Source organism: Dyadobacter sp. 676, from assembly GCF_040448675.1.
Taxonomy (GTDB): Bacteria; Bacteroidota; Bacteroidia; order Cytophagales; family Spirosomataceae; genus Dyadobacter.
Map to the genome: position 1 here is coordinate 4760747 of NZ_CP159289.1, position 13577 is coordinate 4774323.

The 13577-nt window shown below is 52.0% G+C and carries 13 protein-coding genes and 1 pseudogene; 1 reads left to right on the forward strand and 13 read right to left on the reverse strand.

What is annotated here, in order from left to right; all coding sequences use genetic code 11:
- Positions 1-7: 7 nt before the first annotated feature.
- Together ABV298_RS21265 and nuoB are read right to left on the reverse strand one after the other, a co-directional pair.
- On the reverse strand, positions 8-550 hold the full coding sequence (locus ABV298_RS21265) for an NADH-quinone oxidoreductase subunit C (protein WP_353718176.1): 543 nt from the start codon (positions 548-550) through the stop codon (positions 8-10).
- 8 nt (positions 551-558) lie between these two features.
- Positions 559-1089, reverse strand: coding sequence for an NADH-quinone oxidoreductase subunit NuoB (gene nuoB / locus ABV298_RS21270; protein ID WP_353718177.1), 531 nt, complete (start codon positions 1087-1089; stop codon positions 559-561).
- Positions 1090-1218: 129 nt separating this feature from the next.
- Here nuoB and ABV298_RS21275 point away from each other — a divergent pair, with 129 nt between their 5' ends.
- On the forward strand, positions 1219-1962 hold the full coding sequence (locus tag ABV298_RS21275) for a hypothetical protein (protein ID WP_353718178.1): 744 nt from the start codon (positions 1219-1221) through the stop codon (positions 1960-1962).
- Here ABV298_RS21275 and ABV298_RS21280 read toward each other — a convergent pair whose 3' ends face one another.
- The 11 genes and pseudogenes from ABV298_RS21280 to thiC all read right to left on the reverse strand — a co-directional run bounded on the left by ABV298_RS21280 (position 1963) and on the right by thiC (position 13553).
- Positions 1963-2250, reverse strand: coding sequence for a helix-turn-helix transcriptional regulator (locus ABV298_RS21280; RefSeq protein WP_353718179.1), 288 nt, complete (start codon positions 2248-2250; stop codon positions 1963-1965).
- A 327-nt stretch (positions 2251-2577) separates the two neighbouring features.
- Positions 2578-3045, reverse strand: a complete 468-nt coding sequence (locus ABV298_RS21285) for an NADH-quinone oxidoreductase subunit A (RefSeq protein WP_353718180.1) — start codon at positions 3043-3045, stop codon at positions 2578-2580.
- 58 nt (positions 3046-3103) lie between these two features.
- On the reverse strand, positions 3104-3988 hold the full coding sequence (locus ABV298_RS21290) for a sulfite exporter TauE/SafE family protein (protein ID WP_353718181.1): 885 nt from the start codon (positions 3986-3988) through the stop codon (positions 3104-3106).
- Positions 3989-4104: 116 nt separating this feature from the next.
- Positions 4105-5244 carry an ATP-binding protein gene (locus tag ABV298_RS21295; protein ID WP_353718182.1) on the reverse strand — a complete coding sequence of 380 codons (1140 nt, stop codon included), beginning with the start codon at positions 5242-5244 and terminating at the stop codon, positions 4105-4107.
- 99 nt (positions 5245-5343) lie between these two features.
- A complete protein-coding gene (locus ABV298_RS21300; RefSeq protein ID WP_353718183.1) occupies positions 5344-6285 on the reverse strand; it encodes a nitrilase family protein in 942 nt (313 codons plus the stop codon).
- 73 nt (positions 6286-6358) lie between these two features.
- Complete coding sequence (locus tag ABV298_RS21305) at positions 6359-7165, reverse strand: helix-turn-helix domain-containing protein (protein ID WP_353718184.1); 807 nt, start codon at positions 7163-7165, stop codon at positions 6359-6361.
- A 5-nt stretch (positions 7166-7170) separates the two neighbouring features.
- On the reverse strand, positions 7171-8214 hold the full coding sequence (locus tag ABV298_RS21310; protein ID WP_353718185.1) for a HesA/MoeB/ThiF family protein: 1044 nt from the start codon (positions 8212-8214) through the stop codon (positions 7171-7173).
- Between the two features lie 125 nt (positions 8215-8339).
- Positions 8340-9459: pseudogene (thiH, locus tag ABV298_RS21315) on the reverse strand (2-iminoacetate synthase ThiH).
- Entirely contained in the window at positions 9449-10216 is a 768-nt protein-coding gene (locus ABV298_RS21320) for a thiazole synthase (protein WP_353718186.1), read from the reverse strand. Before ABV298_RS21320 ends, thiH begins: the two are co-directional and overlap by 11 nt.
- Positions 10210-11646: a thiamine phosphate synthase gene (locus ABV298_RS21325; RefSeq protein ID WP_353718187.1), complete on the reverse strand. Its 1437-nt coding sequence runs from the start codon at positions 11644-11646 to the stop codon at positions 10210-10212. The genes ABV298_RS21320 and ABV298_RS21325 overlap by 7 nt, the downstream gene beginning before the upstream one ends.
- Complete coding sequence (thiC, locus tag ABV298_RS21330) at positions 11646-13553, reverse strand: phosphomethylpyrimidine synthase ThiC (protein WP_353718188.1); 1908 nt, start codon at positions 13551-13553, stop codon at positions 11646-11648. Before thiC ends, ABV298_RS21325 begins: the two co-directional genes overlap by 1 nt.
- Between the last annotated feature and the right edge of the window lie 24 nt (positions 13554-13577).

Genomic DNA, 13577 nt, shown 5'->3' on the forward strand with positions numbered 1-13577 from the left:
ACATACCTTACACCCTGTCGGGATCATTTCCCGGTTCGAGCGTCTTGCCGTCCCCGTAACGGACGTAAATGCCATGGTACCTTTCCTGGGCGTCATAATCCTTGCGGAGCGGGTGGCCTTCCCAGTCCTCGGGGAGCAGAATGCGCCGCAGATCCGGATGGTTTTCAAAAAGAATGCCCATCAGGTCGTAAGCCTCCCGCTCGTGCCAGTCGGCGGTGCGCCAGATATGACTGACGGTCGGCACCGATGGCAATGCATTTCCAGCGGTATTTCGTGGAAAGACGGTTTTAAGCGTAATGTTGAGGCCGTAGGGAATGGATGTGATGTTATAGATCAGCTCCATGGTGTCGGCAGCGGCACCGTTGTCGATGGCCGTAATGCAGGCGAGGTAATCGAAATACAACCTTTCATCTTCGTGCAAAAACCGGCAGACAGCCGCAATGCCCTCCGTTGGCACGATCAATATCGGCTGGGGATTTTTCGTATCCGCCCCAAAGGTGTATTCGGGGAACCGATTGGTGATAATATCGGCGATTTCCTGAAAAGTCATAAAGGGAATTAAGATAAAACGGTTTTCCGATCCGCGGCTTCCATTTCAAGGAACAATTCGGGTACCGCCTCCTGTTTGCCGCGGATTTTTTCCTGCAATTTCATGAAGCCACCAATGAGGGCTTCTGGCCGGGGCGGGCATCCGGGTACATATACATCAACAGGTATGATGCGGTCGACGCCTTTCACCACGTGGTAACCGTGCTCCCAGTAAGGCCCTCCGCAGTTGGAACAGCTTCCCATCGAAATGACGTACCGCGGCTCGGGCATTTGCTCGTAAAGCCGGCGGATACGGTCGGCCATTCTAAAGGTCACGGTCCCCGCCACGATCATCACGTCCGACTGCCTCGGCGAAGGCCGGGGCATGATCCCGAAACGTTCCAGGTCGTAGTTGGCCGCGTAGGTGGCCATCATCTCGATCGCGCAGCAGGCCAAACCGAAACCCATGGGCCATAATGACGATAACCTGGCCCAGTTCAGCAGGTCCTCGGCATTGGTCAGTATAATGCCGCCGTCACCGGTTTTGATTCGTTCACTCATTTATTTCTTTCCGGGAAGTCGTTTGGTATGGATATTGCATTTCAATGCGTATTCCCACGTAAAACTAACCATATTTGGCAAGAATCGGTTTCAGTTTCCGTTACAAAACCACTACAACACTTCAACCTTATGAAACACAAATTACTCGTCAGTTTCCTGCTTTCGGCATTTTTTACAGGAAGCGCCTCCGCGCAATCCGACTCCACCGTCCGTATCTTCAAAACCGGAATGGCGGTCTACGCCGAATTTGGCCTGTTACCCAACAACAAAACATTGCGCGACCAGCTTTCGCGCTTGCAGGTAAAGCCTTTTACATCTTTTATGGGAAACCTGGTGCTCGCCCGCCGCACCGAATCCGACCGATGGTTTTCCGAAGCCAGGATCATCATTATGAACAGTACCAACTACACTTCCGACCGTGACGTACGAAAGGCGTATCTTCATGGGCTGGGAATCGGTACCGATGGCGGCCCAAAACTTGTGAACAATGCACGGTGGAACGTAACGATACCGCTTGGCGCCGATTTTATGTTGTACAGAATGAATATTAAAAGCAATGCTTCGGTTTCCGCCCAGCAATTGCTCAACAATCCGGCGGCGTATCAGGCCGTGAAGTTGTATACCGGGAATATAAATCTGCACGGGGGGATCGGGGTCGATTATAAAATGGATTTTCTGCCCAAAATTCACGAAAAAGTCTACCTGAGCGGCAAGCTGACCTACCACCAGCCCATTCTGGGACGAAGGAAGTGGAAGGGCGACAACGTAACGGTCGACGATTTATCCAGGCTGAAAGTGAACCAGATTTATGCGCAAATAGGCCTAGTGTTCTTTCCGCGGCCACACATGAAAAAGTGGGGCGGAATGCACTAGCTATGCTCCTTTCTTCTCCGCAAGCAGCGCGCGCAACTGGTTTTCAAGGATTTTGATATAGGTGTCCTTGTCGGTGTCACTCAACGACTCCGCAGAAAAATGGCCGGGAGGCTTTGCCTGCACGAGTTCCCGAACGGGCTGGTCGGACAGGAGGTCGGGGACCGTGCTGTTCAGGATTTCGGCGAGCCGCCTGAGGGTATTGACCGTCGGCGCCTCGACCCCGGTTTCGAGATTGTGGTATTGCTCTTCGCTGATTTCGAGCGACGACGCCATCTGGGTTGCCGACAAACCCTTTTTTCCCGCTTCGCGCGCAGGTTTTTTGCGAAAGCCTCCATATTGTTTTGTTGATGATGACGGACTTTGTAACAAGCCTGAAAAATCGGCAATTTTTAAGTAACTGTCAATTTAATTCGATAAAACAAATAAGCCTTTTGCTCATTAGAGGTCTGCGTGTCAGGATATTATATATGTAAGGAACGAGTACTCAGGAGTCTTGCAAGGCAGTTGGGGAGGAAACGGTGGAAGAGCTGGAAGCCATATTATAAATTCCCGCAATGACCAGCTCCGCGACATAGCGTTATGAGTTGTCTTCCCGATACAAGCATCTGCATCCATTTACTTCTTATAACGCTCATTCACCTTGGCGTATAGGTCGGCGGGGACAGGGGATTTTACCTCAGGAATCCGGGGTTTGGGAAGTACCCAGTCGAGATAGCCTTTCGCCCAGGCGTAGGCAAGGCCAAAAATGAGGATGCCGATAAAAACGGTCATTTCCCCCATAGCGAACCAGCCCCACTGGCCGTCGGTTTGTTCGATCAACTCTTCGTTCCCGAAAACAACCGACCACGGGAAAAGAAAAAGCAATTCTACTTCGAATAGCACGAATATCAGGGCAACCACATAAAACCGCACGTTGAATTGGATATTCGCATTGCCGAGTGGTTCTTCGCCGGATTCGTAGGTGCTCAGCTTCTCTTCATTGGGATTGTGCGGGCGTAGCAGTTTCGCGACGGTTAGAACGACACCGAGCAGGACCAGGCCGGCGATGATGAAGAGTAATATATAACCGAAGTCGGAAAGCATGATAATGTGCCTGTTTTATGCAAAACTAGGCAAAACGTGCCGGATATCGTGCAGTAAACTATAAAATGCTGAGCAGAATGGTACGGACGCTCAGTCCGATCACCAGTGTACCCACGAGGAGCATCAGGGGCTTCCGCTTGATTCTGCCCACCATCATAGCGCCGAAAGGTGCCGCCATTAAGCCGCCGACAATCAGTCCCAACACAACTTTCCAGCTGTCGACACCGGTAAAAAGCATAAACGTGATGCCACTGGCGAATGCCACCGCAAATTCTGCGGCGTTTACCGACCCGATGGTGTAGCGCGGGTCGCGGCCCTGTCCGAGCAGGGTGGAAGTAACGATGGGCCCCCAGCCACCTCCGCCGATCGAATCGAGGAAGCCGCCGGCCGCTGCCAGTATGCTGATGCGCCTGGTTTTGTTCTTGACGAAGGTTTTTTGTAATGCTTTACGAATGATGATCAGACCCAGCACAAGCATATAAAATGCGATGAACGGCTTGATAAAGTTGCCGTCGATGATGTCGGAAAGCAGGTATGCGCCGGTAATGGAACCCAGCACGCCGGGTATCAGCAGGCCTTTGAACAGCTTTTTATTAATATTCTTGAAACGGAAATGCGAGATCGCCGAGGCGCCGGTTGTAAACATCTCTGCAAAATGAACGCTGGCGCTGCTCACGGCGGGTGTAACCCCAAGGCTCAGCAAAAACGAGTTGGAGGTAACACCGTAGGCCATTCCCAGGGCACCGTCCACCAGCTGCGCAGCCAGTCCTACCAATACGTACAAGGCAAATTCGCCTGTCAGGAAGCCGGTTATCGCTTCTGTGTCTACACTAATAACGCCATTTGTGGCAAGCAGCCCGAGCAGGAGGAGAATGGCGGCAGCCGGAACAATGTACCAGGTCGGTGATGAGGGCAGTTTGAGCGAGAGCACTTTGGCGAGCATACCGTGAATTTTAGAATTTTGGAATAAAGCGTTTACAAAAATAGCAAAACTATTTAATCTACGTAATTGATAGATTATTAAATTTTGCTTAAAGTGTCTCACGGTGACCTCTGATTCTATATTTCACCTGTAACAAAGTCGATGAAATTTTCCTGGTTAATCCAGTGTTTGGCGGCATCGGGATAAGCTTCGACAAATGCTTTCGGAAATTTTACTTTTGTGTCTTTCCATTTGAATTCATAGGCGCTCAATTGATCGTCGGCTATTTCCAGCCAGTCGAGCTCCTGTTGGTCGTAGGTACGCCAGAAGTGTGTAAGGGGTATTTTCCGGGTGTAAGAATTGTATTTTAGTCTCTCCGCGACAAGGTAGTTTTCCCACAATGCGCCGGTGTCCGTGCGCTGGTTCATGGGAAGGAAATTGTTAATCAGGGCGTTTCGGATGCCGTTGTCGAGAAAATACCATTTCGATGATTTGGTCACTTCCTTGCGAAGATTTTTACTATACCCGCCGATACGCGTGATAATGAACACTTTCGCGAACAAATCCAGGTACCGTTCAACGGTATTGCGGTCGATTTGCAGTGTTTTGGATAGCTCGTCATAAGAAACTTCCTGCCCGACCTGGTAAGCAACCAATTGCAGCAGTTGCAACATTTTATGCGAGTAACGAACCTGCTCGAACATCAGGATGTCTTTCAGCAAATAAGCACTGACCAGTTCTTTCAGATAATCGCTTTTAGCTTCGGCAGTTTCGTTTTTTAAAACCTCCGGATAGCTGCCGTAAATCAGTCGTGTTTCCAGTTGCTGCCTGGTCACGAGGTAATTTTCCTCTTTCGATAGCTCCATTTGGGCGATCGGGAAAAGCTGGAAACGAATCTGTCGCCCTACCAATGGCTCGCCGGTTTTATTGGATAACTCAAATGCCGACGAGCCGCTGGCCAGGATGGTCAGTTTCGGAAACGAATCTATAAGCAGTTTAAGGGATTTGCCTATTTCAGGTACAACCTGTGCTTCATCGATGATAAGGAGTTCAATGTCAGCCACCCAACGACGGAACGCTGCCACACGCCTGTCCGACAGCAACGTAACCGTGTCGAGGTCCTCGGCATTGAGAAATAACGTTTTCCCGGTGAATTGTTTTTCCACAGTCCTCATCAAATGCGTTTTTCCCACGCGGCGGGCACCATAGACAATCAGTACCTTGTTCGAAGCTGTTTTATCAGTTATCTGTGAAAAAATATGTCTGGGAAAGTTCATTTTTTCTAAATTGGTTGAATTGACTGAATGAATTTAGCTAAATTTATTGAATACGCTCAATAAATTTAGCTAAATTCATTGAATATCCACCGAATTACATTATAGCCAGATTACCCTTTGCTCGGAAACGTGCCCTTGTCCGATAATGTCCCTGTAAAGTTCCGGCCTGCGGGCCTGGATGTAGCGGTGGCCGCCGGCTTGTTGCAGTTTTTCGGGGGTAAGGGTGGCAATGGTGAAGTCGTTGCCAAGCTTCCGGCATTCGGCGATGATGTCCCCGAACGGATCGAGGATCATGGAGCAACCGTTTTTGAGCTGATCGTCGTCCATACCGATAGGATTGGAAAATATGGCATAAACGGCGTTGTCGTAGGCGCGTGCGGGGAGCCATTTCATCAGCCAGGCGCGGCCTTTGAGACCGTCGAACTCCTGCCGCAGGGATGTGGGGTCGGCTTCGCGGTTGTACCAGAGGGCCGGATCGACAAACCCGGCGCCCGGGCGGGTCGAAGGCGTGCACATGGTTACGTGCGGCATGAAAATAATATCTGCGCCCAGCAGTTTCGTTGCCCTGACATTCTCTATAATATTGTTGTCGTAGCAAATGAGAATGCCGCATTTCCAGCCAAACAGGTCGAAAATTACATATTGATCGCCCGGGGTAAGGTGAGGGTTGATGAACGGATGCAGCTTCCGGTATTTGGCGACCAGGCCATTTTTATCGACGCAAACATAGGCTTTATACATTTTCCCGGCGGCGTCTTTCTCGAATAGGCCCGCGAGCACCACTATGTCGTGCTCGGCTGCGATATCCTGCAACGCGCGAATGCTCGGGCCGTCGGGAATAAGTTCGGCCACTTCAAGTAACTGTTCCCGCGACAAATGCCGCGCAAAAGTGTACCCCGTAATGGAGCATTCATGGAATGCGATGACGTCGGCGCCCGCTTTGGCCGCCTCGCCGGCAAGCTGGCGGATCACGCCGAGATTGTAGTCTTTATCGCCGCTTTTATTTTCGAACTGGGCGGTTGCGATTTTGATCGGTTTCATAGCTGGCTTTTTTTCTCAAAAGTAAATGCTTGGGATCGTACATGTATTGTACAAACCCGACAAGTGGCGGAAACTAATGAGCAAGCCGTACCAAATTGGCCGCGAGGACGTTTTGCGGGCCGAGGTACTGGCCGGGCGTAAGGCCGGAAAGGTTTTTCATTTCGCGGATAAGGTGTGCCTGGTCGAAGAAGCCGGCTTCGCAAGCGATGGCGGCGAGCGATAAGTCCCCGTTTTTTCTACGGAGCATTCTGAGTGCGTATTGCATACGGACGACACCCGCGTAGCGTTTCGGCGAAATGCCGATCCGTTCTTCGAATTTGCGTTGAAGCTGGCGTTCGGTAGTGCCGGTCAATGCGGCGAGCCGGGTGACGGGAACAAGGCCGTTTTCACTATGGATAGCCTGGACGGCGTGCGTTATCAACGCGTCACAGCTGCCGGATTCCTTTAATTGGGATAGCAAAAAGCGCTCTGCCGCCCGGATCTTATCGTGAATAGCAGGTAGGGAGGCAATCTCGTCGCTCACCCATGCCGGGTCGGTTTTAAAGCATTCCTCGCATCCGACAATCTGGTTTCTCAATTCCGACGCGGGCATTTTAAACAACGCGGCCGCCCCGAACGGATAGAGTACGGCAATGAGCAGGCGGACATTGCCTTGCGCCCAAACATTCCGATAGGTGTCGAGCTGGCCATATAAAAAGCAGCCGGGCAGGCACGTGAGCCCGGGATACATTTCATGCTGGTAAAAAAGCGCGTTGCCGTAATTGAACACGACTCCGGTATTCCCATCCGAAAAAATCCGCATGGCCGATTGCGTATCACTTTCTATGATCAGAAAATGCCGTACTACGTCGGAAAGGAGAGGTGTCGGTTTGATTTGCATAGTGCTTACCAGTGCTGCGCCCAGAAACTCTGACCATCGTAGCCGCTTTGTGCCAGCAATTTGGCGGCTTGCAGGCTTCTTTTGCCGCTGTTGCAGTAAAAAACGACTTTTTTACCCGATGGAAAAGTTTCGATACTTTCCGGGATTTCGGAGAGCGGGATATTCTCGCCACCGAAATTATCCGCCTCAAATTCATAATATTCGCGCACATCCACAAGCAAAACCTGTTCGGGATCGGCTTTCTGCAAAGCTTCAAACTCGTCGTAGGACATCTCGCGTGTATTTCCCTCAACCGGCTGTTTAGTAGCCATTTCCGGAGATTTTACAGGAGCTGCCGCTGTGGACCGGGAGAACTCAAAGATAGATTGGGTATTTGAAAGTGCATTGATAACCAGCAGTTTACCCGATAGCGGCTCGCCTATGCCGGCAACAATTTTGATCGCCTCGTTGGCCATGTAAGTGCCGATAATGCCCGGCAAGACACCCATTACACCGGCTTCCGCACAATTATCACCTTCTTCCGCATCCGGAAAAAGGCACCGGTAGGTAGGTCCGCCCTTGTAGTTGAACACCGAAACCTGCCCTTCGAAGCGCAGAATGGAGCCGAATACGAACGGTTTGTTCAATTCCACACAAAAATCATTGACCAGGTAACGCGTTTCGAAGTTGTCGGAGCCGTCGATGACCAGGTCGTAGCCGCTGAGCAAATCGGTCGCGTTGTCGGCAGAAAGCCGGTCGGGGTAGGCTGTAAGGCGTACGAACGGATTGAGTACCGAGAGTTTTTCGACCGCGGTGATGGCCTTGTTTTTACCAATATCGTCGGCGGCGTAGAGTATTTGCCGGTGAAGGTTGGTGAGGTCCACGGTGTCGTCGTCGATAATGCCGATTTTACCCACTCCTGCCGCTACCAGGTATTGCAGGATCGGGCAGCCAAGCCCGCCGGCACCCACGACGGCCACTTTGCCCGCACGCAGTTGCTCCTGCCCGGCCAGGCCCATTTCCGGCATGATAATCTGCCTGGCATACCGTTTGCGTTCGATGGGGGTCATGGTTTAATGATTGAATGAGTGAATGATTGAATGATTGAATGATTGAATGATTGAATGATTGAATGATTGAATGATTGAATGAGTGGGTTATTTGATGGGGGGGCTGATTACCGACATTCGGTCATTCAATCATTCAAAATTAAACTTGCGTCCCAATCCTTCCAAACAGGCTCGTAGCCGGCGCTTCGGATCATCGCGGCGACCTCGGCGGGGCTTCGTTCGTCGGAGATCTCGAACTGTTCGAGCGACTCTGGTTCGACCGCGTAGCCACCGGGATTGGTTTTGGAACCGGCGCTGATGGATGTTACACCCAATTGAATGCAATGGTTCCTGAACTTCTCGGATTCGCGCGTGGAAAGCGATAGCTCGACTTCCCCGTTAAAAATCCGGTACGCGCAAATGAGCTGTACGAGTTCCCGATCGCTCATTTCCACTTTCGGTTCGAGTCCCCCCCGAAAACGGGCGCAGACGTGGAAAAGAAAGGCTGTAACGCGTTTGCCAGTATGTTTTTTCAAGGTAATTCAAATGCAGGGCGGTGAAAAAACTGTCGGTGCGCCAGTCTTCCAAACCTATTAATACCCCAAGTCCCATTTTGTGGATACCGGCCTGGCCGAGCCTGTCGGGTGTTTCGAGGCGATAGTTGAAATTCGCTTTTTTGCCTTTAGGGTGATGTTTCCGGTAATCTTCCTGATGATAGGTTTCCTGATAAACCAATACTGAATGCAGTCCGAGCGGAATCAGCTCTTCATATTCTTCCTGGTCGAGGGGCTGCACTTCCATCGAAACCTGTGCGAAATGCGGGCGGATTAGTTCCAGTACTCTTTTGAAATACGGCACGTGTACAGTCTGGTTCGCTTCGCCGGTAACCAGCAATACGTGTTCGTAACCCATGTTTTTGATCACTTCTACTTCCTGCAAAATCTCCGCGTCGGTCAAGGTACGACGGCGCACCTTGTTGTCGAGACTGAACCCGCAATAGGTACATATGTTGGTACACTCATTAGACAAATACAGCGGCACATACATTTGAATGGTGTTGCCAAACCGTTCCCTCGTCAGTCGCCGGCTGAGCTTCGCCATCGGTTCCAGATAGGCTGCGGCTGCGGGGGAGACCAACGCCTTGAAATCTTCCAATGTCCTTTTCGGGGCTGTTAATGCCTTTTCGACATCCGCCGCCGTTTTGGAATAAATAGCTTCCTTGACGGTATCCCAGGAATACCGTGCGAATTCTTCTTTAAAGCTCATCCAGAAATGCGGTTAATGGGCTGCTGGCTACCGCCAGATTACCTTTTGATCCTAATTTGGCTTCATATGCCATTCTTCCCGAGTACACGGCCAATTTGAAAGCCTCCGCCATGGCCACGGGGTCGCCGGCTATGGCAATGGCCGTATTGACGAGCACCGCATCGGCCCCGATTTCCATTGCCTTCGCCGCATCCGACGGCGCGCCAATGCCTGCGTCGACTACCACGGGGATTGTGCTTTGTTCGATAATGATTTCGAGGAAATCAATTGTTTTTAACCCCTTGTTGCTGCCGATGGGCGAGCCCAGCGGCATTACCGCCGCCGCACCGGCTGTTTCGAGCCGTTTACAAAGGACGGGATCGGCGTGGATGTAGGGCAGGATAATGAAGCCCAGTTTGGCGAGCTCCTCGGTTGCCTTCAACGTCTCGACGGGATCCGGCATGAGGTATTTGGGGTCGGGATGGATTTCCAGTTTCAGCCAGTTGGTTTCCAGCGCCTCGCGCGCAAGCTGGGCGGCGAAAACCGCTTCTTTGGCCGTACGCACGCCCGAAGTATTAGGTAATAACTGGATGTGATTATGGGACAAATGGCTCAAAATGTCGTCGCCCTGATCATGCACATCCACCCGGCGCAAAGCTACCGTCACCAATTCGGAGCCCGAAGCAAGCAGGGCCTTTTCCATTACCGTCGTCGAACTGAACTTGCCGGTACCGGTAAAGAGCCTCGACTGAAATGTTTTGTCTGCGATTGTCAGCATAATGCTTGTTGGATTTGGTAAAATGTTTTTTGCGGGTCGGCCGCGTTAATGAGCGAGGAAGACATAGCAACACCATAAATGCCGGTCGAACGGATTTCCGGAATGTCGTCGGACGTAATGCCGCCGATGGCGATAATGGGCGTGGCGTACCCGGCTGCCTGCATTTGCCGCATCAGGGCCGTGTAGCCACCTATGCCGAGGATCGGGCTGAGGTTTTGCTTGGTGCTGGTAAACCGGAATGGCCCGAGGCCGATATAGTCCGCGCCTTCGCCGACCCGCAAGGCGATGTCTTCCCAGGTATTGGCCGTCCCGCCGATCACCATTTCCCCGCCCACGAGCGAGCGCGCCTCAGGCACGGGCATGTCCGCGAGGCCCAGGTGCAGGCCATACGCCCCCACGGCCGCGGCGACGCGGGGGAAGTCGTTGATAACCAGCTTTGCCCCGAAACCATCGCACAAGCGGATGGCTTCCCAGGCGATCGGCAGCACTTCTTTCTCGGAGCGATTCTTCACCCGCAGCTGAATCCACCGGCAGCCCGCTTCCAGGGCCAGGCGAATGCTGCCGATATGGGACATTGTGGCAGTTTCATTGGAGATGAAATGCAATTTATCTACAAAATTAACCCCATCCTTTTTCTTCTGATCCCCGGGTTGAGACCCGGGGCAATGGACAGCTTTTGCTTTGCAATCAATTTGCTTTTCTATCCATGTATCGGCAGATGCATCCGATTCTAATGCTAAATCTATTGCCCCGGGTTTTAACCCGGGGATGAAAGATGATTGCTGAGATGATGATTGCTGAAATGATGAATGCTGAGCTGATTTTGGATATGATTGCAATGATTTCAGATCTTCAAATTGGGCAATAGCATTGTCAGGATTTTGCCAAATGTTCCCAAGCACTGCTGCGCCATCAAAGCTCATTTCCAGCGCAGATTTCAAGTTTTCTGCATCAATACCCCCCAATGCGATGACTTTACCCGGGAAACTGTATTTGTTCATTCTGAAATTGACGGGCAGCTTGGAGCAATAGCCTTCTTTTGAGATACTATCAAACACGGGCCCTAAAAATGCATAGTCAAAGCAATGGGAGAGCCTTTCAAGCGCTTCGGGATAATGTATAGAAGTACTGATTGTAAATCCATGGCTTTTTAATGCTTCCAATGTTTCGCCGCTCTGCGCCAGCCTGTCCTTTTCTGTAAAATGCAACCCTTTAATGCCAAATTCTTCCGCGAGCGCGTGATGCTGATGCAACGCAATGCGCCCCCGGAAACGCGGTTCGATTTGTCCGAGCAATGCACGCAGGTCTGTTTCGCTTGCCCCGGGCTTGCGCACATGCAGGCGCGCGAGCCCGCTTGCGAAGAGCAGGTTGAGGATACCGGCTTCGCCGGGCAGCATTTCAGGGTGTGTTATGACGATCAGGTCTTCCATCACAGATAAATTTGGCTGCCCTTCTCGGCAAATTCCCTCGCCTTTTGCTGCATGCCTTCGGCAACGGCTTCTTCGGTAGTCAGGCCATTATTTTCGGCAAAGTCGCGTACATCCTGCGTGATTTTCATCGAGCAGAAATTCGGCCCGCACATCGAGCAGAAATGCGCGACTTTGGCACCTTCCGCAGGTAAGGTCTCATCGTGGAACTCGCGGGCGGTATCCGGGTCGAGCGAGAGGTTGAACTGGTCTTCCCAGCGGAACTCGAAGCGGGCTTTGCTCAATGCGTTGTCGCGGTACTGAGCGCCAGGGTGACCTTTGGCGAGGTCGGCGGCGTGAGCGGCGATTTTGTAGGTGATCACACCATCTTTCACATCTTTTTTGTTGGGTAATCCCAGATGCTCTTTCGGGGTTACATAGCAAAGCATGGCCGTGCCGAACCAGCCGATCATGGCCGCACCGATGGCCGAGGTAATATGGTCGTAGCCCGGCGCGATGTCGGTCGTCAATGGGCCGAGCGTGTAGAATGGCGCCTCGTGGCAATGTTTCAACTGCTTTTCCATATTCTCCTTGATCAAATGCATCGGTACGTGGCCGGGGCCCTCGATGATGGTCTGCACGTCGTGTTTCCAGGCAATCTTGGTCAGTTCGCCGAGTGTTTCCAGCTCCGCGAATTGCGCGGCGTCGTTGGCATCCGCGATGCTGCCGGGGCGCAGGCCGTCGCCCAGCGAAAATGCGACGTCGTAAGCCTTCATGATCTCGCAGATTTCCTCGAAATGTGTGTACAGGAAATTCTCCTTATGATGAGCCAGGCACCATTTAGCCATGATCGACCCTCCGCGTGAGACGATACCGGTAATGCGTTTGGCCGTCAGCGGAATATAGCGGAGCAGCACGCCTGCGTGGATCGTAAAATAATCCACACCCTGCTCTGCCTGTTCGATCAATGTGTCGCGGAAAAGCTCCCAGGTCAGGTCTTCGGCTTTGCCATTTACTTTTTCCAAAGCCTGGTAAATAGGCACGGTACCGATCGGCACGGGCGAGTTGCGGATAATCCATTCGCGGGTTTCATGGATATTTTTGCCGGTCGATAAATCCATGATCGTATCCGCGCCCCAGCGGCAAGCCCAGACGGCCTTTTCCACTTCCTCTTCAATGGTCGAAGAAACCGCCGAGTTACCGATATTGGCGTTGATCTTCACCAGGAAATTCCGGCCGATAATCATCGGTTCGCTTTCGGGATGATTGATATTGGACGGGATCACGGCTCTTCCCGCAGCGACCTCCTGCCTTACAAATTCGGGCGTGATGTGGCTTTTGGGTGTGTTTGCGCCAAAACTGTGACCCGCGTGCTGGTGTCCCAGTGCGCCCGCTTGGCCGTTCAGCGACTGCAAATGGGTGTCAATCCGCTGGTTTTCGCGTATCGCGATGTATTCCATCTCCGGCGTGATGATGCCCTTTTTCGCATAATGCAGCTGGGATACGTTCCGGCCGGGTTTCGCCCGAAGTGGTTTGGCATTGTGGGCGAACCTTAAATGATCCAGTTTGGGATCGGCGAGGCGCATTCTGCCGTATTCGGACGAAATCGTTTCCAGCTCCTCCACGTCGCCGCGCTGACGTATCCACGCCGCGCGCAATGCGGGAAGGCCTTTTTTAACATCTATTTCAATATTTGGATCGGTGTAAGGCCCGCTCGTGTCGTAAACGGTAACCGGCTCATTGGGCTCGCTGGCTTCGGGTTGGCCCGGACGCGGGCCGCCCGAGCGCGGGCCGCCATGTATCCGGGTATCGTTCAGCGAAATCTCGCGCATGGCCACGGAAATGTCGTGGATTTGTCCTTTGACATATATTTTCTTCGAATTGGGGAACGGCTCGCGGGTGATGGTTTCCGGTGTTTTTTCTGTTTTCATGATGATGTTTTCTGGTTAAATGGT

Excerpts from the sequence above, each read along its gene's own strand:
- ABV298_RS21265 (WP_353718176.1), bottom strand. The coding sequence starts at position 550 with ATGACTTTTCAGGAAATCGCCGATATTATCACCAATCGGTTCCCCGAA.
- nuoB (WP_353718177.1), bottom strand. The coding sequence starts at position 1,089 with ATGAGTGAACGAATCAAAACCGGTGACGGCGGCATTATACTGACCAAT.
- ABV298_RS21275 (WP_353718178.1), top strand. The coding sequence starts at position 1,219 with ATGAAACACAAATTACTCGTCAGTTTCCTGCTTTCGGCATTTTTTACA.
- ABV298_RS21285 (WP_353718180.1), bottom strand. The coding sequence starts at position 3,045 with ATGCTTTCCGACTTCGGTTATATATTACTCTTCATCATCGCCGGCCTG.
- ABV298_RS21290 (WP_353718181.1), bottom strand. The coding sequence starts at position 3,988 with ATGCTCGCCAAAGTGCTCTCGCTCAAACTGCCCTCATCACCGACCTGG.
- ABV298_RS21295 (WP_353718182.1), bottom strand. The coding sequence starts at position 5,244 with ATGAACTTTCCCAGACATATTTTTTCACAGATAACTGATAAAACAGCT.
- ABV298_RS21300 (WP_353718183.1), bottom strand. The coding sequence starts at position 6,285 with ATGAAACCGATCAAAATCGCAACCGCCCAGTTCGAAAATAAAAGCGGC.
- ABV298_RS21305 (WP_353718184.1), bottom strand. The coding sequence starts at position 7,165 with ATGCAAATCAAACCGACACCTCTCCTTTCCGACGTAGTACGGCATTTT.
- ABV298_RS21310 (WP_353718185.1), bottom strand. The coding sequence starts at position 8,214 with ATGACCCCCATCGAACGCAAACGGTATGCCAGGCAGATTATCATGCCG.
- ABV298_RS21320 (WP_353718186.1), bottom strand. The coding sequence starts at position 10,216 with ATGCTGACAATCGCAGACAAAACATTTCAGTCGAGGCTCTTTACCGGT.
- ABV298_RS21325 (WP_353718187.1), bottom strand. The coding sequence starts at position 11,646 with ATGGAAGACCTGATCGTCATAACACACCCTGAAATGCTGCCCGGCGAA.
- thiC (WP_353718188.1), bottom strand. The coding sequence starts at position 13,553 with ATGAAAACAGAAAAAACACCGGAAACCATCACCCGCGAGCCGTTCCCC.